This is a genomic window from Pseudoalteromonas sp. TAP-3C, from assembly GCF_059888565.1.
In genome coordinates, this window is sequence record NZ_JCBFEM010000002.1 from 541,683 (window position 1) to 566,228 (window position 24,546).

Sequence of the window (24,546 nt, forward strand, 5' to 3'; positions counted from 1 at the left end):
GCTTTAGTTATTATTGTGCGTCGATGGTCAAAGTAATACCGCTTACAGCGCTGTAGCCTCTTAGGTCAACATACCAGGTACCCGCTTGGGGATTGCTAATGGTGCAGCTTTCATTGTTGCCATTTTTATAAGGCCGACACTGATAAGAAGATGTTGATGATGGAGAGCCAAAATTAACATACAAGTCTGCATCCCCACTCCCCCCTGAAATAGAAATGTTTAGCGACGAATATCCCGCACTGACATTTTGACTAAAGCGAGTCCAATTACCCGCTGCCACACTGACATTCGCCTCAGTACGATTAACCGGTGTCGGCACATTATCGCCAATTTCATAACTACCGGTTAAGGAAACACCGGTAATAGCGCTCCAAGCTTCAACCATCACATGATATACCCCTGCTTGTAGATTAGTAATGGCGCATATTTCATCACTCGTTGCGGTGGTACTTTTACAATCAAAGTCTTGCAAAGTCGGAGGGCTTGCATATTTGACATAAAGATCGGCATCGCCACTGCCACCCGTGGTGGTGAAACTTAAATTACTGCTTCTTGCAGGGACCGACAAAGTATAAAAAACCTGTTGTTTGGCCAGCGCATTGATATCGGTAACTGTCACTGCGTTTTCTAATTCATTGTTCGCTGGAGGGTCAATATCCCCGGCATTTTTTGCCATTTCTGCAAGATAGCTAACAGCCAGCTTTGCAAACTTACTGGCATGATCAGCATCAAAATTACTGTCGCTGGCAGTATGGATCAGCGGATTAATGTCAGCCATGCGTGACTCAAAAGGCATAGAAGCCGCAAACCCCTGCTGATACCAAGACGCATGATCGGAACAACCATAGCCACATTGGTCAAAACCGTATGTGAGTGTTGGTAGGTAAGTATCAATCAATTGTCCTAAAAACTGATTTTGCGCGGCATTGGTATAATCTGTCATCATCACAATATCATCGCTGCTACCATGGTTACCGGTCATATCAAATTGCACCATGCCTACTACGTTTTTGCCCTGTGTTTTATAAGCCGTTGCAATCGCTTTAGAACCACGTAGACCCACCTCCTCCGCGGCAAAGCCCATTATTTTAATTGTTCGTTGTGGTTTATAATCGTTAACCATAATGGCGCGCAGTACTTCAGATAACACGGCAATACCGGAGGCATTGTCATCGGCACCAGGTGCTCGGCCATTACTCGGGTTCGATTGATTAATAGAGTCTAAATGGCCACCAATAACCACTATTTCATCCGCTTTTTCACTACCTGGGATGGTCACAATAACCGATGACTGCGCCCAACTATGGCTAAAATAGTCAACACTCATATCCGTACGGCTACTGGCTAACTGTTGCCAATAGTTTTTTAACCACTGCGAGGCATCAACGCCACTTTGCACTGAATAATAGCGATTATGAAAATTGCTCATTGAGTTAACGGTATTGGTTAGATCATTGGGGCTAATTGTATTAATAAGTTGCTGCACAGTTTGCCCATTATCGATGCTATAAGTAGCTGCAACGCTATTTTTAGCCAGGTTTTGTACTTGTGCTAGTTGTTCAGTATATAGCTGTGCTTCAGCCAATGAATCATGTGCTACAAAGCCACCGCAGCGATGGTAATTGTCGTGCATAAATTCACTTAAACTGGCGACCTCAGCTTGAGTGATACGCATAAAATTCACGGTTGCTAAACCAGAGTCTTGCACAGTAAGACGTTCTGCCTTGTGGTGATGAGCTGTTTGATGCAACTTATAATGTTTAGCTGCGATAGGGTCTATCGTGACCCAAATATTTTCAAAATCTTGGCCGATGCTCAGCGGACTTAGCAACAGTGACACTATACCTAGCAATGCACTGGGTGCAAAAATATTCATAAATATTTCCTTTTATAATCTGTGTTTATTAAATTTATTTGATAAAACAAACAGGTAAATAAGGGAGCGGATGCTCCCTTGGGTGAGGGGTTGGTTAATTAGCGGATATAGTCAAGGTTATACCGTTTGCAGCGCTGTAGCCTCTTAGGTCAACATACCAGGTACCCGCTTGGGGATTGCTAATGGTGCAGCTTTCATTGTTGCCATTTTTATAAGGCCGACACTGGTAAGATGATGTTGACGATGGTGAACCAAAGTTAACATACAAGTCTGCATCACCTGAGCCACCGGCAATCGATACATCTAATGATGAATACCCTGCGCCAAGCGCTTGCGTAAATCGAGTCCAACCATTTTGGCTTACGCTGAGGTTAGATTCAGTACGGTTAATAGGAGTCGGTGCGCCATTCCCGCCGTCAAAACTACCCGTAAGTGATACGCCTGATATTTGATTCCACGCTTCAACCATTACATAGTAAGTACCCGCTTGAACATTGCTGATAGCACAGCTTTCAGTGCTTGTTGAAGTTGTACTATTACAGTCATAAGTAGTGAGTGTTGGTTTAGCACCAAACTTAACATAGAGATCAGTATCACCAGTGCCACCTGCAGTATTAAACTGTAGGTTAGTCGCATTGGCTGGTACATCTAAAGTGAAAAACAATTGTTGTTTTTCAGTACCACTGATGCCGGTACGTGGCACACCATTGGTAAGTTCTTCATCTGCTGGTGGTGGGGTTGTTCCGCAACTACTGCCTGCACTAAGGCTTGAAGTAACGCCAACCGCAGCAAGTGCACTTTGCACATCCACTGGCTCATAGCTTAAATCACAGGCCGCATCCATTGCGCCATTACCCGCTAAATCCCAGTTGGTACTGGCAGTCCAATACAATTGGTTAGCGCGTGCCATTACCACAAATGCTTTTTTAGTATCCCAACCAGCTGTGGTTGCTAGGTTATAAAACGCTTTATTAAACACGCCAGAGCTGTAATGAACATCCATGCCTGAATAATAATTTGCTTGGTTATCAATCGAGCTGCCATCTTGGGTCGGATTATTCATATAACGCAATGCGCCATTGCCTTTGAAAATTTCTTGCCCAACTAACCAATCATTACTGCCTTTCATATAAAACTCAGCAGCTTCACCTGCCATATCAGAAAATGCTTCGTTTAAGCCACCTGACTTACCGCTGTATATCAGCCCTGAGTTTTGCTCAGTAAAGCCATGACTTACTTCATGGGCAGACACATCTAAACTAACCAACGGATAAAATGTATTTTGGCCGTCACCGAATGTCATTGCACTGCCATCCCAAAATGCATTTTCATAATTGTTGCCATAATGAACACGCATTGTTAATTGAAACGATAGGGGCGCGGTGCCAAGCCAATCGTTATACATATTGTAAATTACATTACCAAAAAAGTGGGCATCGTTAAGTGGAGAATACGCCCCATTAACTTCCTTAAAGGTGTTTTCGGGACACGTAAATGAAAACGCCGTTGAACCACTAGTCCCACCGTTTAAATTAATGGTTTTTACATTAGCACTATTCATCGTGCAGTTATTGCCAGATTGCGTCACATCCAAACTATCAAAGTCAGTACCATAAATGTATTTGCCTGTTTTTAAATTACCGCCAGGACCTGTTGCGCTGGCATGTTGCAGATTATCGAAGCTATGTAACAACTCACCTGAATGCGCATCGATGATCTGATACGGACGAGCAGGCTCTGCGCCATAGGTTACATACGTTACTTCGTAGACTAAATGGGCAATATTGTCTTCATCAATCCAAATTGCCAAACGAGATTGTTCGTTGTGTTTTTTAAGACCGACAGCTTTTGTCGCTGCGGATGAGCTTTGTTGACCACGTGCGATTGCCATTTTTTTAGCTAGTTTAGGCACAACCGTATTTATATCACTGCTGATATCATAAACCGCAGCACCATGGGCATGTTTTAATTGCCCATTATTGTTAAATGTTAAACTCACGGTATCACCAATGACTGGCAATCCTTTATATTGCTGTTGATAACGACGAGTAATATCACCGTTATTGCTTTTTAGTTCTTTTAAAACGACCAAGTCGCTACCATCTTCTAAGCCGATTAACTGCTTTGGACTTGCCAAAAGAACAGCCGAGGCACGTGTTTGTAGTGCTTTATTTAAGTCTACTTGCTCATTTAGGTATTGTTTATTTGCAGCCATTGCTGTGGATATTTGTGTTAAAGCCAGAACACCCATAGTTGCTAATGTGATTTTAGATAAATTCACGGTTACACTCCATTATATTTTGTTAATAGTATTTTTATACTAACCGGCACTACCTGTTCCCGATTAAGGATCAGCGTAGTTCACAAAATAACCAAGTGAAAATTAAACAAAAAATTTACAATTAAAGTATGAGCTAATAAAAATAAGATTATAAAAATCAAAGGAAAGGGAATTAGAGCGGATAAATAGAAAATTTTAATGATGGGATTTGTAAGATTAAATTTACAATTTGTTATTAAAGTGTAACGAGGAAAGAGAAAAGATGGGCATTAATAAGGCTATTATGCCCATGTATCTAGATGTTTATTGTCATCTTCATCTGGTTTGTTGTCTTTATTATCGGCGGCAGAAAGTAATTTTTTCTTTTTTTCTATCTCCCTCTTTTTTTGCTCTTCTAGCTCAATTTGCTTAGCTCTGGCGCCGTGCTGCACCCCCGCAATATGAAAAGCACTTTTAGATTCAACCGCTAAACGTGTAATAGGCCCTAAATAAGGGATCATCATATCCATTTGTGCCTCCAGGGAAGTAAAAACACTATTTTAATTATTATCGACAGTTATAAGATATTCTTTAATTAAAGGATATTTTACTTGCCATTACATTAGATAATATGTTTTTATAATGTCAATTAATTGATAATTACACAAACAATTGCTAATTACAAAGCGATGTTTGATTAGGATAAAAAATGCTTAATTCACTGACAGTAGTACATCACCACCATCATTCATCGGAATAACCTGTCAGGTCTTTCGCTGAGAGGTTGTTCCTAAAAGGAAACCTCTGGCGAGTCAACATACTAAGATTCATTTTCGCCCTGAGGTTTCCCTCGGGGTTTTTAGTTTTTAAATTAAAGGAAAATGAGTAATGAATAACAGTAATCGTCTTCGTATTGCCATCCAAAAAGGTGGCCGCCTATCTAAAGATTGTCAAGACTTGCTTAAACAACTGGGTGTAAAACTCAACCTTCGTGAGCAGCGCCTCATCGCACACTCAACTAACATGCCAATTGACGTACTGCGCGTGCGCGATGACGACATTCCTGGTTTAGTCATGGATGGCGTATGTGATTTAGGTATTGTTGGCGAAAATGTATTAGTGGAAGTACAAGCAGAAAGAGCGCGCCAAGGTGTGCCTAGCGAAGTAACTAAATTATCAAAATTAGACTTTGGTTACTGTCGTTTAGCCCTTGCATGGCCACAAGAGCTTGGTAAACAAGATAAAAGCTGGTTTGAAGGCAAACGTATTGCAACCACTTACCCTGAAATTTTAAGCCAATACTTAAAAAATGAAGGTATTAACGCCAGCACGGTAATGTTGACAGGCTCTGTTGAAGTGGCGCCACGTGCGGGTCTTGCTGATGCTATTTGTGATTTGGTATCAACAGGTGCAACACTTGAGGCAAACGGTTTAATGCAGGGTGATACCATTTTAGAGTCGAACGCCTGTTTAATTCAAAACACCCAACTGCAAGATACTGACAAACTGGCGCTTATTAATAAACTTATGCCTCGCTTACGCGGCGTTAAACAAGCTAAAGAAAGCAAATACATCATGTTACACGCGCCAAAAAATAAGCTGGATGAAATTTGTGAAATTTTACCAGGCTCTGGGCAGCCTACATTATTGGCACTGGCCGGCAATGATGACTATGTAGCACTTCACATGGTGAGCAGCGAAACCCTATTTTGGGAAACCATGGAACAGCTTAAAGCGCTTGGTGCAAATTCTATTTTAGTTATGCCTATTGAAAAAATGATGGAGTAGCAGCCATGCTTCGTTGGAATGAGCAATCAGCACAAGTTCAAGCAGCGGCGCTTATGCGCCCTGCTGTATCAGCAAGTGAAAAAGTACAAAGTATTTGCCAAACAATTATGGCAAAAGTAAATGCGCAAGGCGATGCGGCTTTAATAGCGATGGCTAAAGAATTTGATAACCGAGTAGAGCCGCGTTTACGCGTTCCACTTGATGAAATTAATGCCGCTGAGAAGATGCTAAGCCCTGAGCTTAAATATGCAATTGATACCGCTTATGCAAATGTAAAATGTTTTCACCAAGCGCAACTGCCTAAAGATATTAAGTTATCGACTCAACCAGGGGTTGAATGTGAACTGAAATATCAAGCCATCGAAGCGGTTGGTATTTATGTACCCGGTGGCAGTGCGCCATTGCCATCGTCGGTTATAATGCAAGGTGTATTAGCGCAATTAAGTGGGGCTAAAACGGTGGTACTGGCCACCCCTGTACAGGGTGATAAAGCAATTAATCCGGCTATTTTATACGCGGCTAAATTATGTGGTATTACCACTATTATTGAAAGTGGTGGCGCAGGCGCTATTGCCGCAATGGCTTATGGCACGCAGTCGGTGCCTAAAGTAAACAAAATATTTGGTCCTGGTAATAGCTTTGTCACTATGGCAAAGCAATTGGTTGCACAAACTATTCCTGGGATGGCGATTGATATGCCCGCAGGTCCATCTGAAGTGTTAGTAATAGCAGATGAACGCGCAAACCCTGAGTTTATTGCTGCCGATTTACTCTCTCAAGCAGAGCACGGCGCTGACTCACAAGTTATTTTGTTGTGCAACAGCGAAACCATTATTGAACAAACGCAAGACGCACTTGCTCGTCAACTTGCTAAATTAAGTCGAAAAGACACCGCTGAGCAGGCGTTGGCTAATTCGTCACTAATTTTAGTTGATTCAATAGCGCAAGCATTCGATGTATCGGCGCAATATGGGCCTGAACACTTAATTTTACAATTGGCTGATGCAACACCTTATTTAGATAAAGTGAAAAATGCCGGCTCTGTGTTTGTAGGCGACTACACACCAGAATCAGCAGGTGATTACGCATCAGGAACGAATCACGTATTACCTACTTATGGCTATAGTGCGACCTATTCAAGCCTTAATTTACTTGATTTTTTTCGCACGTATACCGTACAAACTATTAGTAAAAGTGGCTTAACTGAGCTTTCAAAAGCTATTTTACCCTTAGCAGATGCAGAAGGCCTTGATGCCCACGCTAATGCGGTTTCAATTCGTTTAGAGGCTATAAAAAATGAGCAATGAAACCTCCCAAGCAACCGGTTTGTTGCCTGATAATATTGCAGCACTTGCAGCTTATAGCTCAGCTAAAAGTGAAAAATTAACAGGCACCACGTGGCTCAATGCCAACGAAAGTCCGTATGCAAAAAACCTTGAATTAACAATTGAAGACTTAAATCGTTACCCCGATCCACAGCCCCAATTGGTTATAGACCGCTATGCAAATTATGCCGCTCTTGAGGGTGAAAACGTATTAATGACCCGCGGAGCAGATGAAGGCATAGAGCTTTTAGTGCGCACTTACTGTAAGCCAACAAAAGATAGTATTGCCTTATTTTTACCAACCTATGGTATGTATAAAGTAACGGCTGATACGCACAATGTGGCTATTAACGCCCTAACACAAGCACTTTTACTTACAGGCAGCGTTGATGAAATAGTCACAGCCGTTGGTAGCTCAAAACTGGTGTTTATTTGCAACCCAAATAATCCAACGGGCAGCCTAACACCACTGAATAAAATCAAAGCCATTGCAACAGCACTAAAAGGTAAAGCGCTGGTAATTGTTGATGAAGCCTATATTGAGTTTTGCCCAGAGCACAGCGCTACGGCACTGATCAGAGAATTTGGCAATGTGGTCGTGCTGCGCACCCTCTCAAAAGCGTTTGCACTAGCAGGCCTTAGAACTGGTTTTACCCTTGCTCAAGCCAGTGTACTAGCACCTATTCGTAAAGTGATTGCACCCTACCCGGTTTCGAGCGTGGTAGCGAGTATTGCAGCGCAAGCCATTGCACCCGATGCCATCACGTCAATGCGCCGCCAAGTGAGTATTTTAAACAGCTTAAAGTTAAAGCTTATCTCTTGGTTAAACGCCTCCCCTGCCGTATTAAAAGTACTTGCTGGGGAAGGTAACTTTGTCACTTTAAAATTAGCCAACAAAGATTACTTTAAACAAGCGCTTAAACAAGGCTTGGTAATGCGCGCCTTCACTTTATTTAATGAAGACGACTGGCTACGTATTTCAATTGGCAGTGAGCAAGAATTAGAACAAGTAAAAATTTGGTTAGATGGCCTGCAATTGCCAAAAGCCACAGCACAACAGGAAGTATCATGAGTAACCCCTATTTATTTATAGATCGCGATGGCACTATTATTGAAGAGCCAATCACCGACAAACAGGTAGACAGCCTAGAAAAACTGGCGTTTTTACCGGGTGTCATTCCTGCCCTATTGCAACTGCAAAGTGCTGGTTATCGCCTAGTGATGGTATCTAATCAAGATGGTTTAGGCACAGACAGCTTCCCCACTGCCGATTTTGACATTGCCCAAGACAAAATGATGGACATACTACAAAGCCAAGGCATTAGCTTTGATGACGTTCTTATTTGCCCGCACTTCGATGAGCAAAACTGTGATTGTCGTAAACCTAAAACAGGTTTACTCACTGAGCTTATGCGCTCTGGCAAAGTAGATTTAGCACGCTCGTATGTTATTGGCGATCGCCAAACCGATATTGGCCTTGCGCAAAACTTATGTTGTGAAGGTATTTTATACGATGGTAGTTGGCCTGCCATTGTCACTAAGCTAACAACGGCAAACCGTGAAGGTCGCGTAACACGCAACACCAAAGAAACACAAATTGATGTTGCGGTTAACCTTGATCAGACTAAGAATGGCAGCATTGAAACTGGCCTTGGTTTTTTTGATCACATGCTAGATCAAATTCGCACACACGCCAACATTGGTTTAAACATTAAAGCCAAAGGTGACTTACACATAGACGAACACCACTTAGTTGAAGACATTGGTATTGCCTTAGGGGTTGCCCTTAAACAAGCGCTGGGCACAAAATCGCAAATAGCCCGTTATGGTTTTGCGCTGCCGATGGATGAATGCAAAGCCGAGGCACAAATTGATTTATCTGGCCGCGCTTCATTTGTATTAAATGCTAATTTTAGTCGTGAAAAAGCCGGTGATTTAGACGTACAAATGGTGGAGCATTTTTTCAAAAGTTTAAGCGATAACGGCGCAATTAGCCTTATTTTGTCAGTAAGTGATGGTAACTGTCATCACCAAGTTGAGGGCTTATTTAAAGCGTTTTCTCGTGCTCTGCGCATGGCAATTGCACAAGACACTAGCCAACAAACAGCCAGCTCTAAGGGATGTTTATGATTGCAATAATTAACACCGGCTGTGCCAATATCAATTCAGTACGGTTTGCATTTGAGCGTTTGGGACAAACCCCTACCGTTATCACCTCACCTGAGCAATTAGCAAACTATGAACGCGCTATTTTACCCGGTGTAGGTCATGCATCTGTTGCTATGAAACGCCTTGTTGATAATGGTTGGCAGCAAGCTATTAATGAATACCAACGCCCACTTATGGGGATTTGTTTAGGTATGCAGTTGCTTTGTGAAAGTACCGAAGAAGGCAACGTGCAATGCCTAGGTAAAATTCCTGGGCAAGTAAACGCGCTTAATGTAGGCAATTTAACCTCACCGCATATGGGCTGGAACAACCTAAGCATCAACAAAGCACACCCGTTGACTCAAGGCTTGCATGAAGACGATCAGGTTTATTATGTGCACAGCTTTGCGCATACCGTAAACAGTGCCACTTTAGTCAGTAGTGAATACGGGCAAACATTTTCAGCTATTGTCGCTAAAGATAACTATGCCGGTATGCAATTTCACCCTGAACGCAGTGCAAAAGTCGGCACCCGTTTATTACAAAACTTTCTAGATTGGCAGTTATAAACGACTGTAAATATAAATAAAAGAGACACACAGTGATTATTCCAGCATTAGACGTATTACAAAATCAAATTGTACGATTGTATCAAGGTAAATATGATACCGCACAGTTTTACCCCTTTGAACTTGGCGCTCGCTTAAAAGAGTATGCCGACAGTGGCGCAATTAAGTTGCACCTTGTCGATTTAGAAGGCGCACGCGATCCGAGTAAAAAACAGTGGCAGCATATTCAAGCAGCCACAAAATCGCTCAATGTTCCCTACCAAGTTGGTGGCGGTATTCGCGCAGAGCAAGACGTGAGCGATTGGTTAAATACTGGCGCCAATCAAGTGGTGATTGGCTCTATGGCGGTTGAAAAGCGTGAACAAGTAAAAGCATGGATTGAACAATTTGGTGCCAAGCACTTTGTTATCGCCCTTGATGTAAATAAAACAACCAACGGCTGGGCACCAGCAACTCACGGTTGGTTAAACGAATCTGAGTTTGGATTATTTGAACTGATTGATTTTTATTTTGAACTTGGCATTATTGATTTTTTATGTACGGACATCAGTAAAGATGGCACCATGACGGGCCCTTCTTTTGAACTATACGAAGACTTAGTAAAACACAACCCTGATATTAAAGTACAAGCGTCAGGTGGGGTAAGTTCGTTAGAGGATATCAAAAAGCTCAATGAACTGGGAATTGATGGCGTAATTTTAGGTAAGTCTTTATTAGATGGCGCCTTTAGCGTAGAAGACGCGCTTAAATTAGGTTAATTTAAAATTTAAAAAAGGCACAGATGCGAGCGCATTTGTGCCTTTTTTGTATAAAACTCTAAGTTTATTTATGCTTACTCGGTAACATAGAGCCCAATACACCATCTTGTTTTATTAAACCATGATAAAGCGCAGCGCTTACATGCATAAAAATAAACAATAAAAATGCATAGGCAATGAAGCCATGGGCTTCACGAAAAAAAGCATAGATTTCAATGTCTTTACTTACTAAACTAGGTAAAGTAAACAAACCAAAAAAGCTCACATGACGGCCATCAGCGCTTTGCATAAACCAGCCTGAAATCGGCATTAAAACCATAGATGCATATAAACCAACTTGAGTTAAATGCGCTGCCAGTGCTTGTACTTTTGGCACACTTGGCGGCAATGCAGGGCTGGTGGTGACTACTTTATTGATTAATCTGATCGCAACTAATATTAGCGCTAACACACCAAACGACTTATGCAGCTGTATGGCTTCTACTTGCCAAACCGCTAAACTTTGTACCATCGACAAACCAAGAAATAACATAGACAATATAATTAACGCCATTGCCCAGTGAATAAGCATACTCGACGCTGAGTATTTAGTTATTGTTTTCATTACTTGTTCCTGTGATTAATTATTTAAAAGTACTTCTTTAGCACGACGACGAAATGACTCTGCATAGGCAGCACCACGGGCACGTAAAATAGGATCGGCGCTTGGCGCTAAACCTGTAGGTAACACAAGTGGATCAAAGTTCATGTTTTCACATACACCGCCTTCTTGCGGCTGAAGGTTTGAAATAACTAATGTTCCCGCATTAATGGTTTTGCGTGATTCTGGCCATAAAACAGTTGGGTTATTTTCATCATCACCTTCGGTTGCAAAGCTAAACAGCATATCGAACTTAACCGGTGCTTGTGCTACTTGGTCTTTAAGTTGTAACTGTAATGCATCGGCTGAATCATTATTAAGTGGTTGAATGTTTTCATCACTTAATTGTGGTTTAGCAATCCAGCGAACTGCGTGCTTTTCATTATTTTCATCAACCAAATAAAATGCATTAATACTGTGGTATTGCTCAGTGGCAAAACTGCTAGTTGGTTTGTAGCTGGCTTTCCAGTTATTAAAAGCAGCACTTTCTGGGTGTGCCTCAAAAAAGGCTTTTATTTTTTCAGGGCTACGCTTTTTGGTTACCGGATCAGGGGATAGTGCTTGTAACTGTTTAAAAAACGCATCAGGCGTAGCTACCGCCATAACCGGCGGTGTGTTCATTGCTACGCGCCACTGTTGGTTATCATCGGTAGTTATTGAAAACGCTAAACTGCGCACCGGTGCTTTTAAATCAGGTGCGGTTGGGTTGTTACCTGCAATAGAAAAACGACCTACAAAAGGGGTTGCCCCCAAATCAAAGACCTTGGCTTTTGAATACTTTGCAAGTTCGCCAGTTGACTGAAAAGCCCCCGCTAAACAAATACCTTTTGCATGCGCTCGGCGAAACCCCTCATGGGCTTGTTCACCTTGCTGTAAATTAACAAAACGCTGCGCAGTAACTGCATCACGATTAAATACACCGATGAAATACAAAATAGTCAGTGCAAATAAGGTGATAATTGCAATTAAAGTGATTTTTTTACCCATGGTAGGATTTGACCTCGTATGATTATTTTTTTGATGATTATGTTTATAATTTTTCATAGTTAAATTACGTTTTGAAGTAATAGCTAACCATTACTTGGTTTGAAGCGCTTTTATTAAGTTGTAACATCATGACACTCACAAGACCGAGCCCGCACAATTAATATTTCACTTCAATTAATAAAAATCCCACTTTAAGTATTTTAAATTCCAAAAATATAATCTTTATCGGCCTGCGCTTTAAAAATATCTCATCAAATTTGTGCAATAGCATTACACCGTTATTTGTGTAATTTTACTGTTACAAAGGTAGGGTGTATTAGTATGCTTTATCTCTTTAAGTTATAGCTTTAACGATTAACATGGTGAGCGTTTTATTATATAGTGGGGCTAAGAATTCATTGCATAGTAATGCATTTAGATTCATTCATTAAATTAACTATTCATTTTTATTAAAAATATAACATATCAAGTGCAGTCTATGTGTCTTCTAATGAGTTATACCAATAACAAACGTAATCATATTACAATCCAGAATTTTAAAAACGAGGTATTCACATGTTATCAAAACGCATAATTCCTTGTTTAGACGTAAAAGACGGCCAAGTCGTTAAAGGCGTTAAATTTAAAGGCCATGAAGTAGTTGGCGATGTACTAACCCTTGCCAAAGCATACAGCGAAGCCGGTGCCGACGAGCTGGTGTTTTACGAGATCAGTGCAAGCGTTGAAAAACGCTTACTTGATGTTAATTGGGTTGAAAATATAGCCCGCCATATTGATATTCCATTTTGTGTAGCCGGTGGCATTAAATCGGTAGCCGATGCTGCCCGTGTGCTTGAACGCGGCGCGGATAAAATCAGCATTAATAGCCCAGCTATCGCTCGCCCTGAGCTTATTAAAGAGCTACATGATGAGTTTGGTAAGCAGTGTGTAGTTGTTGGCATTGATAGTTTTTACGATGAAACAACGGGTGAATATCTGGTTTATCAGCTTACTGGCGATCCTAATGCTTCAAGCCGCACTCGTTATAAAACTCAAGAATGGGTTAAACGCGTGCAAGATTTAGGCGCTGGCGAAATTGTTTTAAACTGTATGAACCAAGATGGCGTTCGTAACGGTTACGACAACGAGCAACTGAGTAAAATACGCGAGCTTTGCGATATTCCTTTAATTGCCTCTGGCGGTGCTGGCAGCATGCAAGACTTTGTTGATGTATTTCAACAAAGCAAAGTAGATGGTGCACTCGCAGCGAGTGTTTTTCATAAAAATGTGATTAACATCAGCGAATTAAAAAAATTTTTAATCGATAACCAAGTGGCAGCCAGACTATGCAAATAACACTAGAAAACCAAACTCACGTTGATTTCGCTAAAAGCGAGATGATCCCTGCCATTGTTCAAGATGCCCGCTCTGGGGTTATTTTAATGCAAGGGTTTATGAACAGCGAAGCGCTTGCTGTTACACTTAAAAGTAATAAAGTGACTTTTTATTCGCGTTCTAAATCACGTTTATGGACCAAAGGTGAATCATCAGAAAACTACTTAAACGTGGTTTCTGTGCACACCGATTGCGATTACGATTCAATTTTAGTATTGGCAAACCCACAAGGCCCAACCTGTCATTTAGGCACGCAAAGCTGTTTTGGTGATGATGCAAAACCGAGCTTAAGCTTTTTAGCACAACTTGAAGATGTTATTGTTGCACGTAAAAACGATGATCCCGCTAAAAGCTACACGGCGTCACTGTTTGCAAAAGATTTAAGCCGAAGTTGTCAAAAAGTAGGGGAAGAAGGGGTAGAAGTGGCGCTTGCAGCAATGAAACACGACAACAATGAACTTACCAACGAGTCGGCTGATTTGTTGTATCACCTCGTTGTATTGTTACAGCGTCAAGGGTTAGCACTCACTGATGTTGTTACTTGCCTACAAGGGCGGCATAAATAAACACCGCCATTACTGTGCGCGCCATTATGCGGCGCACTTTACTGTTACAAAACGATAAATTCGCTTTAAATTAGCCCTTGCCAATAGCATTTATTCTCTTCCTTAGGTATTCTTAATAGCAATTACAAAAGGATAGCGCACTATGAAAACTTATATATCGCTTATACTCACTGGCCTTATTTTATCTGGCTGTAGCAGTTTAACTCACGAACAAAAAGCTAAGTTAGACAATTTAACGCCCTGTGAAAAAATGGATGGCTTAATAACTGCATTCGATAATCGCTTTGATGCGTTAAAAGACACTAAAGTAAAAAACTCATATTTAGATGTGTGGAGCGCAAAGTACAACGTATTTGGCAATAACTGCCAAGTGACTAGTTTTAACAAACAAACTGTGACCTATCGTTGTCAAGAAAATTACAAAGACCAGCAACAAGCGGTTGCCATGCATCAACAAGCGGTTGAACTTACTCGCCAATGTTTAACTAAAACTAACAACTGGCTAGAAACACAAAAAGAGTCAGAAACATCACTGCGTACTACCTTTGTACTTGATGAAAGCTCACCGGTTATTTCTGTTTATACCAGTAAAACCTTATCAAAAATTAAAACCTGGTCTACTGCTTTAGAAGTCGGTAAGTCCGTTGCCACGAAGTAATCAGTCGTGCAATAAACATTAATAGTGAGAATATATGCGCCAAAAACCCGATAAACAATCCACTCATTTAAAAACAGACTGTATTGGTGAATGTTATAGAATGAATGGCTACTGCAGCGGGTGCGGGCGCACAAGTGAGGAGATATTCGACTGGGTTATTCTCTCAGACGAACAAAAACAGGCTATTTTGACCTCCCCACGCGAGGACGTCAAAAAAGACTCGCCCTAATCTGTTAACCGTTAAGGCGCATTACGTTGCGACGGGTCGCGTTTAAAATCTTTAATTAGTTTTTTAGGATCAAGCTGCTCGCGTTGCTTGCTTGCCCCCTCTGCCCACCACAGTAACTGATTAAACGTGCGCGAAAAATAATCGTGCCACGAGGCCTGCTCTGCCTCATTGCTTACTTTACCATTTTCAATGAATACATCCTGCGCTTTGGGCACATGGATCATTGCAGACACCGGCAAACAACCCAGTTCACTTAAAAAACTACGCATACCTACAGCGGCACGCACACCGCCCCACTGCCCTGCTGAATACGTCACAATCGCACTGGGTTTATAAGCAAATAACGAACTACCAAAATGGTTTAAAATATTCGCCAGTGCGGGGCTCATAGAATGATTATACTCAGGGCTGACCATAACAAAGCCATCGCTGGCTTTAATTTTCTCAGCGAGCGCATCAAGCATTTGTGGCGCTTCGGCCTTGGCATAAGCAAAATGAGGTTTAAACACTGGGTCAAAATCGTAATCAAGTGGATCAATAAGCTCTACGTCATGCTCACTGTAGCGCTCAAGCAAACAGTTTAGGCATGCTTTAGCAACACGCTCACCTAAACGGGCAGGCTTTGGTGGGGTACTTTTTCTGACTGAACCTAAAAAGATGAGTAGTTTCATGTACTGGCACTCCATTTTATTTAAATCAATATACGACTATAAACGTAAATTTTCGGTAGGTCATAAATAAAACCTACCTAACAAGTAAAACATAAAATGCATAGTTAAACATTAATATGGATCACGCTTTAACCCACTAGCTAACGTTACTAAGCTTTATCGAGCGCTTGGCTTATATCGGCAATAATATCGTCGATGTTTTCAATCCCCACCGATAAACGAATTAAATCGCGGCTTACACCCGCATTTGCCAGTTCTTCATCGTTTAATTGACGATGTGTGGTAGATGCTGGGTGACACGCCAGCGATTTAGCATCGCCAATATTCACCAAACGTAAAATCATATTCAGGGCATCAATAAACCGCGTACCAGCTTCAAGGCCACCGGCAATACCAAAACTTAAAATACCTGACGCCTTACCACTAGTAATTTTTTGGCTCATTTCGTTATACGGGCTTGATTTTAATCCCGCGTAATTAACCCACAGCACCTTAGGATGATTCTCTAAATATTCAGCAATTTTTTGCGCGTTTTCGCAGTGGCGATCCATTCTTAACCCTAACGTTTCAAGGCCAATTAAAATATCAGAGGCATTTTTAGGCGCAAGTGCCGCACCGGTATTTCTCAGTGGTACAACACGGCAACGACCAATAAACGCCGCTTCAGCAAACGCATCGGTATACACCACATTATGATACGACGGATCCGGCTCGTTCATCATCGCAAAACGCGTGGCGTTAGCTTTCCAATCAAACTTGCCTGAATCAACAATCATGCCTCCAATCGCGGTACCATGGCCGTTAATGTATTTAGTCAGCGAATGCACCACAATATCAGCACCGAGTTCAAATGGGCGGCATAAATACGGCGTAGCCACGGTGTTATCTACAATCAGCGGCACCCCTTTACTGTGGGCAATTTTCGCAAGGCGAGCAATATCGACAATATTCCCAGCAGGGTTACCAATCGATTCACAAAATACCGCACGGGTGTTTTCATCAATGGCGTTTGCAAAGCCGTCAAAGTCATCCGCTTTAATCATTCGCGCTTCAATACCTTGGCGCGGCAAGCTGTGGGCAAATAAGTTATAGGTGCCGCCATATACTTGGCTGGTACTGACAATATTAGTGCCCACTTCACATAAACATTGAATTGCGTAAGTAATCGCCGCCATCCCCGAGGCCACCGCCAACGCACCAATACCGCCTTCCATCGCCGCAATACGCTGCTCAAGCACCGCATTGGTCGGGTTCATTATGCGGGTATAAATATTACCCAGCACTTTTAAATCAAATAAATCAGCACCGTGCTGGGTATTATCAAACGTATACGATGAAGTGTTATAAATCGGCACCGCCGCCGATTTAGTTGTAGGTTCAGACTCATAACCGTGATGCAGCGCTAAAGACTCAAGTTTCATAATTATTTCCTTCAATATAGTTACCTCTAACGTAGCATTTAATGGTTACAAAGTGCACATGAAATATACTAAAGAATGTTGAAGGAAATAGATTTAGGTTAAAAACGGTAAACAGCACAAAGTTGTTAGCTAATTAAAGTAACGCAAAAGCTAGCGGTCTAGCTTGCCGCATCAAATCATCTAGTTAACCAGCTCAGCTTCTCATGCTATTAGAAACTCTATGCAAAAAATATAATTGCTTATCAAGCAAAATTTAGGTGTAATGGATAGATAATAAATGCTGAGCAACGCAGGGAAAGCTAAATTATAACAGGTAAGCTGATTTAGCTTAGGTCATAAAAGCCTTTCTTTTATATGAAAGTCCATAACATAAATAACGCCAACTCTGACACACCGAGCAGGTAACGCCTCAGCCCAACAAGCGACACTACAACACAAACAGCGTGTCGCATAAATACAAAAATGTTATGTGCTAGTCAGAAAGCTTAGGAGAATTATGGAATTTCTAACTCATGAATGTGGTTACTTACCCGAAAATGTGGTCTCAATTTTTTGTAGCGACGAAGTGAGAGAAGATGATCAGCCTATCTGGCAAATGCTGATTTCTCATAAAGCAAATGAAGATGACTTAGAAAATAACCATTTATTGGAAAATGTAGGTGACTTAATTTGGCAGACTTCAGTCCAGATTCAATGCTGTCCATATTGTGGAGAGAAGTTAGAACGAGAACTTACTCAGCAAAAACAACTTTACTATTATCATTTCGGTGCCTGCTAGTTAGGCTGTTGATCTCTGTTTTTTAAGTATGCCTGTAAATGTCAGATTCTCACATAACAAGGCGCTCAAAGTACAAGGAAGTTTATGAGTCTATGTCCTCGCTGTGAACATAAAATAAATGTTTTCAACCTTTCTCTATCTGCACTCCCATTTTACTTTAAATGTGTCAGTTGCAAGACGAGATTGAAACTTATCAGCTCAAAATTATTATGGGCTACATTGTTGTTGTATTTGGCAGTCGTGGTTACATTGATAATGTATATTCCGATTCTTAATGAATACGGTTTAGGCGTAATATTAGCCGTATCAGGCTGGTTCTTTGTTTACTATAAAGTGTCACCTTACATACTCAGTAAAGATAACGTGGCACTGTATGGTAGTGACTAACTAAAAACAACTTTGACTTATATCTCCCCCAAAAGCGCAATGCCTCTTCGCCCTCTATGTGTATAAATCACTTAAAGGCCATATTTAACAAAGAGAAGTGAATGGGAGGCTTTGGGCTACGAGGCACGAGTAAAATGCAAATGCCTATAAATACGCGATATAAAATCGCTGCTACGAAAGACATTTACTGCTAAAAACAATTTTTGCACCACAGAGAATTCCGAGGCGCTTTGCGCTACACAGAGGTGGATTGATATCTTTTAAGCATTTCTCTGTGAACTCTGTGTCCTCGGTGGTAAATACTTATTTAGGCTTAACTCTGGCGCGATATGAAATACGAAAAATGGGGTCGCGCGAAAAATGGGGTCGCGCCCTGACGAATCCCCACAATTTGATAATATAAATCAATAAGATAATGTAAAAAATAGTTGAAGTGCACAGCCAATTTTGATCTTATATGTTTTTTCCAACCAAAGAAATTACAAAGTAAATCGACTATGCACTTGAGTAAATTATTACATAAAACATTTTCTAATACAGCGGGTATTATTGATAAGCGTAACCACTGCACATTAATGAAAGCGGTAGAAACACTCTGCCAACATAAGTTCTTATCCATTGCTGCTTTAGGGCGAAAACTAAAGAGCAACGCGAAGGTTAAACACACTATTAAACGAATGGATAGGTTATTTGGCAACCCTCGCGTCCAGCACTCCCGCAACCACTATTACCAAGAAATCACTCGCCGCGTAATTGGTCAAATTAGACGTCCATGCGTGACGATTGATTGGTCTGGGTTAACACCCTGTGGCGAGTTTCATTTATTACGGGCAGCAGTCCCAGTTAAAGGTCGAGCAATGACAATCTATGAGCAAAGTTTTCGTGAATGTGAATACATGAAGCAAAGCGTGCATAAGGATTTCCTCAAAACACTTAAATCAATATTGCCTTCTGAGTGCAAGCCGATCATCGTTACCGATGCAGGATTTCGCAATCCTTGGTTTAAGTTAGTGCTTAAATTTGGTTGGGATTTTGTAGGCAGAGTGAGGCATCAAACACAATATCAAAAGCCAGAAGATGATACATGTTGGTCACCAGTCAAAACACTTTACTCAAAAGCAACTGCAAGACCCGCTTATTTATTTGAAACACAACTCGCTAAAGCCAATTCATTGAGTGGTCACTTTTACTTATTTAAATCAAAACCTAAACAAAGAAAGAAGAAAAATCTTCGAGGAAAAACTATTCGCAGCAGCGTAAGCTTGAAACATGCTAAAGGTGCGACGGAGCCATGGTTATTATTTACCTCATTGTGCAATATTAATTATTCAGCACAAGATATTGTTAAAATTTACAGTCAACGAATGCAAATAGAAGAGTCCTTTAGAGACTTAAAAAACACAAGTAATGGCTTGAACTTACGTCATTGTCGTAGCTATGAAAAAGGCCGCTTGAATGTCGCATTATTGATTGCATTAATTGCTAATTTTATCCTTTGGCTAGCAGGTTTAACGGCAAAAATATTGAATGTGCATAGAAGCTTTCAGGCGAATACGATAAAGGATAGAAACGTGCTGTCTTGTTTTAGTTTAGGAACGCAATACTTCGAAAAATTTGGCTATAAAATAAAATTGAAAACGTTTTTAGAAGCACTCAATCAATTAAATAAGGATTGCCGTGAGTGCTTGTAGCTTGGATAAAAAATGTGGGGATCCCTCAGGGTCGCGCCTTGCCTTTTGCCACTTTCTTTTTTAATAACCGCTCAAGGCACTTTGCAGTCAATGAATAATAAAAACGCCAATGTTAACTGATACTGCCTTTTTTCGTTAGGTTTCGCTACACTCAACCCAACCTACTGAAAACAAAAAAGGCGCTTCCAGTTAAGGTAAGCGCCTGTTTGTTATTTTAACTGCTGCTTATTTTACGATTTTCATTTCGTCTAATAAGTTTTGTGCATTGTCTACTTTATCCATTACCCACAGCATGTAGCGTGAATCAACATGGATTGAGCGATTTAGCGCTGGGTTGTAATCCCAGTCACCAATGATGCTTTCGTACACACCGTCAAACAGTAAACCTACCAGCTCAGCCTTGCCATTAAGTGTTGGTGAGCCTGAGTTACCGCCGGTGGTATCTACATTTGATAAGAAGTTAACTGGTACGGTATTCATGCCACCGGTGTAGTCGCCAAATATTTTAGCCTTAATTTGCTGTTGCAGTTTTTCAGGCGCATTAAATGGGTCAACATCGGTGTTTTTTGCCAGTAGCCCTTCAAGTGTTGTGAACGGTGTTGCCACTAAACCGTCTTGTGGTGAATAACCGCCTACCGTTCCATAGGTTACACGTAATGTGCTGTTGGCATCGGCGTAAACCGGTTTGTTTTGTGCTTTATTAAAGGCAATAATTGCACTCATTAACTCTGGGCGAGCGGCTTGTAACTTACCTGCAAGCGCTTTTGACTTATCTTCCTCAGCTTTCATCACCGTGAATATAGCTTTAGCATATTGCATGAATGGGTCTTGGCTTTGGTTAAGCTGGCTTAGCGTTTGCTCAAATAATGAATTACGTACAATTTCGTTATCTAGCGTTGATTTAGCATACATTTCATCTAGCAATGCGCTTTGTTTTGCTTTATCAAACCCATTTTCTAAAGCAAAGGCTTTATCAATTTCGCTAAAACGCTCAGCCTTAGGTAACGCTGCATATTGCTCTAAAAAGTGCAATAAGATTGCTTTATCTACGTTTGCGTCAAAACGACGAGTCATGCGCTCAAGACCTGATTTAATATTCGGTAAATCACGCTCTTGATAACCCGATTCACGCTCACTGTTTGGCTTTTGCTTTTCATAGGCTAAGCGGTATAAGCGACGTGCCGTGCTGATCATTTGTGAACGGTGAACGTAGCCTACCATGCGGTCGCGCTCATTATGCTGTTGCGATTGTGCAACAAGTGCCGATAGTTCATTAAGCACGTTACCATAGCGCTGTTTACGCTCGCTATCGCTGTTGATCCAGTTTGTAAGTTCTTGTTCAAACTGCTTTTTACGCTCAAACATAGTGCCTTTTTTAAAGCTTTCGATCATTGAGCCATAATTTTTAATGTAGTTGTTATAACCTGCTATGGTGCTTTCATAAGCGATGCGCGCTTTGCTACCATCTTCTGAGTTTTCTTCAATCAGTGACACGTATTTAGTATTGTGCAGTCGCGCTTTAGGGTAGCTGGTATTAAATACATAATCGACCTCTGCCGCAATACGGTAGCGGTTGGTTCGCCCTGGGTAGCCGGTTACCATTACAAAATCGCCCTCTTGCACACCTTTAGCACTGACACTTAAGTAAGATTCAGGCTCAAACGGCACGTTGTCTTCGCTGTATTCTGCTGGCTTGCCATCTTTACCTACATAAGCGCGGTAAAAACCAAAATCGCCAGTGTGACGCGGCCACATCCAGTTATCAATATCGCCACCGTATTTACCTACGCCCATGGCAGGTGCATACGCTAAACGTACGTCTTTTATTTCCAGCGATTTAATAAGGTAAAACTCTAGCCCACCATGAAACGAATACACATTACACCGGTAACTTTCATCGGCTTCACACTCTGCAACGAGTGCTTTTTCGTTGTTTTCTAGCGCGTCATAACGTGCTTTTGCGCTCAGTTTTTCAGTGCCTTTAATTACTTTGTCGGTTACGTTAGTCACGGTTTCGGTTACGTACACACGAGAGCCCGGCGCTGCCGGTAAATCTTCAGCCGGTGTGTTTGCTAAAAAGCCGTTTTTAAGTATGTTGTTTTCAGGCGTTGAGTTGTATTGCACCGAACCATAAATACAGTGATGGTTAGTAACAACTAAGCCTTTTGGCGATACAAATGAGGCTGTACAGCCACCTAAGCTTATAACCGCATTCATTGGAAATTCGGTAAGTTTAGAAATTGAATCAACGCTAATTTCCAGCCCTTTGGCTTTTAAAATTGATTCCAGCTCAGGAAGTTGATGAGGTTGCCACATACCCTCATCGGCAGTCGCGAAATTAGAAAGTGCCAGTGAACAGGTTGCTACCAACGTGGCAACAAGAGGTTTTAAACGCATTATAGAATCCCTTTTATTATTGAACCTGCAGATTACTCATTAAGTATGAGTCAGGTCAACTGCGCTGAGATAAATTGTTACAATATAGCGCCCAATAAACAAAAAAGGAGCCTAAGCTCCTTTTTATAGTAACAACAAACTGTTTTATTTGTCTTTTTCTACATCGTTTGGATGCCCTACTCCCATCCACGCTTTAAACAGCGCTTTTTGCTCTGAGGTGGCATTTTTATTCGCAACCACTTTTTTAGGTTTATCGAAATCTTTCGACAACACCAACTCACTCGACATTAATTTATCGCGACGAATAAAGTCAACGGTGACTTTATCGCCTGCTTTAAAAGTTTCTAGGCTGGCTGTTAAGTCTTTTCCGACATGCTTTTTATTAATAGCGACGAGCTTGTCGTCGGTAGTTAAGCCACCTTGCCATGCTGCACCATCGCGGCGTACATGGGTAAGCGTCAGTAACTCGCCAGTATTTTTAGTAAACGCATCTAAGCTTGGTGTGGCCTTGGCTTTTTCAGGCAATTCAAAGCTTAAACCTACTTTTGCCAGTAGTGCATCAAAATCAAGGTTAGCTGGTGAGCTAACATTTGCCTGCCACCACGCGCTGTAATCACGCCCAGTTAGTTGTTTTAAAATAGCCAGAACGTCTTGCTTGGTAAACCCTGCGGGTAATTTATGCTGCTTATAAAGTGCGTTGTGTACATTTTTATAGCTGATTTCACCTTGGCTTTTTTCAAGCAGATCGATATCTAACGCCATCGACAATAACGAACCCTCAAGGTAGATATTAGTGCCATAATTACGTGCATGATCGCCACCTTGGTTAATCCACTTATCAAAACTGGTTTCGCTGGCACTTTGTACTTCGCGCCCTGGGGTTGTGAGGTGGCGGTTAATGGTTTTGCTTAATACGTTAAAAAATTCATCAGTGGTTTGAATACCCGCGCGCACTAATAAATGATCTTCAAAGTAGCTAGTAGAGCCTTCAGCAATCCATAGCAATTTTGAATAATTAATATTGGTGTAATCGTAGGGCGCAAGCCCTTTAGGACGATACGCTTTTACATTCCAGGTATGAATAAATTCGTGGGCCGCGGTACTGATAAAACCTAAATAATCTTCACGTTTAGCAAAACGATCGCGGGGCCGTTGAATAATTGTTGAGTTTAAATGCTCAGTTGCCCCGCCAGCACCCGATGTAGCGTGTACCATAAATACATAGCGTTCATACGGGTAGCTGTCCCAAATGACATTTCCGGTGGCTACTAGCTTTTTCAAATCGGTTAGCATCAGTTCAATGTCGTAATTGCCCTCACCCCATACCACCAGTTCGTACTCACGACCATCAACTTGAAAGGTTCGCAGCTCGTTAATACCGGTTTCGATTGGCGAGTCTACTAATACATCGTAGTCACTGGCTTTAAAACTGTGTTTATTTTTATAGTTTTCCATGCCCGATACAGAGCGCCATGCTTTAGGTACATTTAACTCTACCGTAACAGGCTCTTGGCGAAATGATTCGCTAAACATAAAAAAGCCAGATGCATCAACAAAGGCATGGCTGTCATCTATGTGGCGAGCACGTTTACCAAGCTCATTGGCGTATATCTGATAACCTACGTTTACTTGGGTTGGCTGGTTTAAATGCACGCGCCAAGTGCTGTGGTTTATTTTTTCCCACTTTAATGCGTTACCTTGCCCATCGCTGGCTTTAAAGTAACGTACACCATTGGCAAGATTTAAAATTTCGTAACGGCCTGTGCGCCATGCAGGAAGCTTTACATCTAAATAAGACTGCGCCGTTTTGGGAAATTCTACATTTACATCCCCTAAATGATGCGCTGGCTGAGAAATATTTAAAGCGTAATTAACATCTGCAAACGCAGGCGCGCAGCAGGCGGCTAAAGTGGATAAGGCAAGTAGCTTTTTCATGAGGGCTCATTTATGTGACAAATTATTTTATCAAGGTTAACAAGCCGCTATTTAAAAGTGAATTAAAAACGATAAAGTCATTTGAATA

At 41.4% G+C, this 24,546-nt stretch carries 22 protein-coding genes; 13 read left to right on the forward strand and 9 right to left on the reverse strand.

The annotated features are described in order from the left end of the window. Positions 1–10: 10 nt before the first annotated feature. From AC6H44_RS18280 to AC6H44_RS18290, 3 genes are all read right to left on the reverse strand, one after another. Positions 11–1,876, reverse strand: a complete 1,866-nt coding sequence (locus AC6H44_RS18280; protein ID WP_500738665.1) for a M28 family metallopeptidase — start codon at positions 1,874–1,876, stop codon at positions 11–13. 94 nt (positions 1,877–1,970) lie between these two features. Next, positions 1,971–4,157, reverse strand: a complete 2,187-nt coding sequence (locus tag AC6H44_RS18285) for a M4 family metallopeptidase (protein ID WP_500738667.1) — start codon at positions 4,155–4,157, stop codon at positions 1,971–1,973. Positions 4,158–4,438: 281 nt separating this feature from the next. After that, entirely contained in the window at positions 4,439–4,666 is a 228-nt protein-coding gene (locus tag AC6H44_RS18290) for a hypothetical protein (protein ID WP_500738668.1), read from the reverse strand. 358 nt (positions 4,667–5,024) lie between these two features. Here AC6H44_RS18290 and hisG point away from each other — a divergent pair, with 358 nt between their 5' ends. Genes hisG through AC6H44_RS18320 form a run of 6 tightly spaced genes read left to right on the forward strand, consistent with a single transcriptional unit; the run spans position 5,025 to position 10,724 of the window. Continuing rightward, entirely contained in the window at positions 5,025–5,924 is a 900-nt protein-coding gene (gene hisG, locus AC6H44_RS18295; RefSeq protein ID WP_500738670.1) for an ATP phosphoribosyltransferase, read from the forward strand. A gap of 5 nt (positions 5,925–5,929) precedes the next feature. Further along, positions 5,930–7,231 (forward strand): histidinol dehydrogenase, encoded by a 1,302-nt coding sequence (gene hisD / locus AC6H44_RS18300; RefSeq protein WP_500738671.1) that lies wholly within the window; start codon positions 5,930–5,932, stop codon positions 7,229–7,231. After that, positions 7,221–8,321 carry a histidinol-phosphate transaminase gene (gene hisC, locus AC6H44_RS18305; protein WP_500738673.1) on the forward strand — a complete coding sequence of 367 codons (1,101 nt, stop codon included), beginning with the start codon at positions 7,221–7,223 and terminating at the stop codon, positions 8,319–8,321. The genes hisD and hisC overlap by 11 nt, the downstream gene beginning before the upstream one ends. Next, positions 8,318–9,379 carry a bifunctional histidinol-phosphatase/imidazoleglycerol-phosphate dehydratase HisB gene (gene hisB, locus AC6H44_RS18310; protein WP_500738675.1) on the forward strand — a complete coding sequence of 354 codons (1,062 nt, stop codon included), beginning with the start codon at positions 8,318–8,320 and terminating at the stop codon, positions 9,377–9,379. Before hisC ends, hisB begins: the two co-directional genes overlap by 4 nt. After that, positions 9,376–9,966 (forward strand): imidazole glycerol phosphate synthase subunit HisH, encoded by a 591-nt coding sequence (gene hisH / locus AC6H44_RS18315; RefSeq protein WP_500738676.1) that lies wholly within the window; start codon positions 9,376–9,378, stop codon positions 9,964–9,966. The genes hisB and hisH overlap by 4 nt, the downstream gene beginning before the upstream one ends. A 32-nt stretch (positions 9,967–9,998) precedes the next feature. Next, a complete protein-coding gene (locus tag AC6H44_RS18320) occupies positions 9,999–10,724 on the forward strand; it encodes a 1-(5-phosphoribosyl)-5-[(5-phosphoribosylamino)methylideneamino] imidazole-4-carboxamide isomerase (RefSeq protein ID WP_500738677.1) in 726 nt (241 codons plus the stop codon). A 64-nt stretch (positions 10,725–10,788) separates the two neighbouring features. Here AC6H44_RS18320 and AC6H44_RS18325 read toward each other — a convergent pair whose 3' ends face one another. Together AC6H44_RS18325 and AC6H44_RS18330 are read right to left on the reverse strand one after the other, a co-directional pair. Further along, positions 10,789–11,328 (reverse strand): cytochrome b, encoded by a 540-nt coding sequence (locus AC6H44_RS18325; RefSeq protein ID WP_500738679.1) that lies wholly within the window; start codon positions 11,326–11,328, stop codon positions 10,789–10,791. 15 nt (positions 11,329–11,343) lie between these two features. Then, positions 11,344–12,351: a catalase family peroxidase gene (locus AC6H44_RS18330; RefSeq protein WP_500739141.1), complete on the reverse strand. Its 1,008-nt coding sequence runs from the start codon at positions 12,349–12,351 to the stop codon at positions 11,344–11,346. Between the two features lie 555 nt (positions 12,352–12,906). On the opposite strand from AC6H44_RS18330, the gene hisF reads away from it, so the two are divergent. From hisF to AC6H44_RS18350, 4 genes are all read left to right on the forward strand, one after another. Further along, positions 12,907–13,686 carry an imidazole glycerol phosphate synthase subunit HisF gene (hisF, locus tag AC6H44_RS18335; protein WP_500738681.1) on the forward strand — a complete coding sequence of 260 codons (780 nt, stop codon included), beginning with the start codon at positions 12,907–12,909 and terminating at the stop codon, positions 13,684–13,686. After that, the gene (gene hisIE / locus AC6H44_RS18340; RefSeq protein WP_500738682.1) at positions 13,677–14,291 is read left to right on the forward strand and encodes a bifunctional phosphoribosyl-AMP cyclohydrolase/phosphoribosyl-ATP diphosphatase HisIE; all 615 of its coding nucleotides are present in this window, start codon (positions 13,677–13,679) and stop codon (positions 14,289–14,291) included. The genes hisF and hisIE overlap by 10 nt, the downstream gene beginning before the upstream one ends. A 142-nt stretch (positions 14,292–14,433) precedes the next feature. After that, positions 14,434–14,949, forward strand: coding sequence for a hypothetical protein (locus AC6H44_RS18345; RefSeq protein WP_500738683.1), 516 nt, complete (start codon positions 14,434–14,436; stop codon positions 14,947–14,949). Between the two features lie 100 nt (positions 14,950–15,049). After that, positions 15,050–15,178: a DUF1289 domain-containing protein gene (locus AC6H44_RS18350; RefSeq protein WP_500739142.1), complete on the forward strand. Its 129-nt coding sequence runs from the start codon at positions 15,050–15,052 to the stop codon at positions 15,176–15,178. Positions 15,179–15,189: 11 nt separating this feature from the next. Here AC6H44_RS18350 and AC6H44_RS18355 read toward each other — a convergent pair whose 3' ends face one another. Together AC6H44_RS18355 and AC6H44_RS18360 are read right to left on the reverse strand one after the other, a co-directional pair. Beyond that, positions 15,190–15,849: an NADPH-dependent FMN reductase gene (locus tag AC6H44_RS18355; RefSeq protein ID WP_500738685.1), complete on the reverse strand. Its 660-nt coding sequence runs from the start codon at positions 15,847–15,849 to the stop codon at positions 15,190–15,192. A 149-nt stretch (positions 15,850–15,998) separates the two neighbouring features. Further along, positions 15,999–17,270 carry an O-acetylhomoserine aminocarboxypropyltransferase/cysteine synthase family protein gene (locus AC6H44_RS18360; RefSeq protein ID WP_500738686.1) on the reverse strand — a complete coding sequence of 424 codons (1,272 nt, stop codon included), beginning with the start codon at positions 17,268–17,270 and terminating at the stop codon, positions 15,999–16,001. 496 nt (positions 17,271–17,766) lie between these two features. On the opposite strand from AC6H44_RS18360, the gene AC6H44_RS18365 reads away from it, so the two are divergent. The 3 genes from AC6H44_RS18365 to AC6H44_RS18375 all read left to right on the forward strand — a co-directional run bounded on the left by AC6H44_RS18365 (position 17,767) and on the right by AC6H44_RS18375 (position 20,126). After that, positions 17,767–18,048 carry a hypothetical protein gene (locus AC6H44_RS18365; RefSeq protein WP_500738688.1) on the forward strand — a complete coding sequence of 94 codons (282 nt, stop codon included), beginning with the start codon at positions 17,767–17,769 and terminating at the stop codon, positions 18,046–18,048. A gap of 255 nt (positions 18,049–18,303) precedes the next feature. Continuing rightward, positions 18,304–18,435, forward strand: a complete 132-nt coding sequence (locus AC6H44_RS18370) for a hypothetical protein (protein ID WP_500738689.1) — start codon at positions 18,304–18,306, stop codon at positions 18,433–18,435. Between the two features lie 497 nt (positions 18,436–18,932). Continuing rightward, positions 18,933–20,126 carry an IS4 family transposase gene (locus AC6H44_RS18375; protein WP_500737382.1) on the forward strand — a complete coding sequence of 398 codons (1,194 nt, stop codon included), beginning with the start codon at positions 18,933–18,935 and terminating at the stop codon, positions 20,124–20,126. A gap of 225 nt (positions 20,127–20,351) precedes the next feature. Here the strand turns inward: AC6H44_RS18375 and AC6H44_RS18380 are convergent, their stop codons facing one another. Together AC6H44_RS18380 and AC6H44_RS18385 are read right to left on the reverse strand one after the other, a co-directional pair. Beyond that, a complete protein-coding gene (locus AC6H44_RS18380; protein ID WP_500738690.1) occupies positions 20,352–22,523 on the reverse strand; it encodes a S46 family peptidase in 2,172 nt (723 codons plus the stop codon). Between the two features lie 144 nt (positions 22,524–22,667). After that, positions 22,668–24,458: a M61 family metallopeptidase gene (locus AC6H44_RS18385; protein WP_500738692.1), complete on the reverse strand. Its 1,791-nt coding sequence runs from the start codon at positions 24,456–24,458 to the stop codon at positions 22,668–22,670. Between the last annotated feature and the right edge of the window lie 88 nt (positions 24,459–24,546).

Bases quoted from the DNA above. Each gene is read 5' to 3' on its own strand.
- hisIE (WP_500738682.1), top strand. From the start codon at position 13,677: ATGCAAATAACACTAGAAAACCAAACTCACGTTGATTTCGCTAAAAGC.
- AC6H44_RS18370 (WP_500738689.1), top strand. From the start codon at position 18,304: ATGTATATTCCGATTCTTAATGAATACGGTTTAGGCGTAATATTAGCC.
- AC6H44_RS18375 (WP_500737382.1), top strand. From the start codon at position 18,933: ATGCACTTGAGTAAATTATTACATAAAACATTTTCTAATACAGCGGGT.
- AC6H44_RS18365 (WP_500738688.1), top strand. From the start codon at position 17,767: ATGGAATTTCTAACTCATGAATGTGGTTACTTACCCGAAAATGTGGTC.
- AC6H44_RS18380 (WP_500738690.1), bottom strand. From the start codon at position 22,523: ATGCGTTTAAAACCTCTTGTTGCCACGTTGGTAGCAACCTGTTCACTG.
- AC6H44_RS18360 (WP_500738686.1), bottom strand. From the start codon at position 17,270: ATGAAACTTGAGTCTTTAGCGCTGCATCACGGTTATGAGTCTGAACCT.
- hisG (WP_500738670.1), top strand. From the start codon at position 5,025: ATGAATAACAGTAATCGTCTTCGTATTGCCATCCAAAAAGGTGGCCGC.
- AC6H44_RS18280 (WP_500738665.1), bottom strand. From the start codon at position 1,876: ATGAATATTTTTGCACCCAGTGCATTGCTAGGTATAGTGTCACTGTTG.
- AC6H44_RS18345 (WP_500738683.1), top strand. From the start codon at position 14,434: ATGAAAACTTATATATCGCTTATACTCACTGGCCTTATTTTATCTGGC.
- hisC (WP_500738673.1), top strand. From the start codon at position 7,221: ATGAGCAATGAAACCTCCCAAGCAACCGGTTTGTTGCCTGATAATATT.
- hisH (WP_500738676.1), top strand. From the start codon at position 9,376: ATGATTGCAATAATTAACACCGGCTGTGCCAATATCAATTCAGTACGG.
- AC6H44_RS18385 (WP_500738692.1), bottom strand. From the start codon at position 24,458: ATGAAAAAGCTACTTGCCTTATCCACTTTAGCCGCCTGCTGCGCGCCT.
- AC6H44_RS18290 (WP_500738668.1), bottom strand. From the start codon at position 4,666: ATGGATATGATGATCCCTTATTTAGGGCCTATTACACGTTTAGCGGTT.
- AC6H44_RS18350 (WP_500739142.1), top strand. From the start codon at position 15,050: ATGAATGGCTACTGCAGCGGGTGCGGGCGCACAAGTGAGGAGATATTC.
- AC6H44_RS18355 (WP_500738685.1), bottom strand. From the start codon at position 15,849: ATGAAACTACTCATCTTTTTAGGTTCAGTCAGAAAAAGTACCCCACCA.
- hisF (WP_500738681.1), top strand. From the start codon at position 12,907: ATGTTATCAAAACGCATAATTCCTTGTTTAGACGTAAAAGACGGCCAA.
- hisD (WP_500738671.1), top strand. From the start codon at position 5,930: ATGCTTCGTTGGAATGAGCAATCAGCACAAGTTCAAGCAGCGGCGCTT.
- hisB (WP_500738675.1), top strand. From the start codon at position 8,318: ATGAGTAACCCCTATTTATTTATAGATCGCGATGGCACTATTATTGAA.
- AC6H44_RS18325 (WP_500738679.1), bottom strand. From the start codon at position 11,328: ATGAAAACAATAACTAAATACTCAGCGTCGAGTATGCTTATTCACTGG.
- AC6H44_RS18330 (WP_500739141.1), bottom strand. From the start codon at position 12,351: ATGGGTAAAAAAATCACTTTAATTGCAATTATCACCTTATTTGCACTG.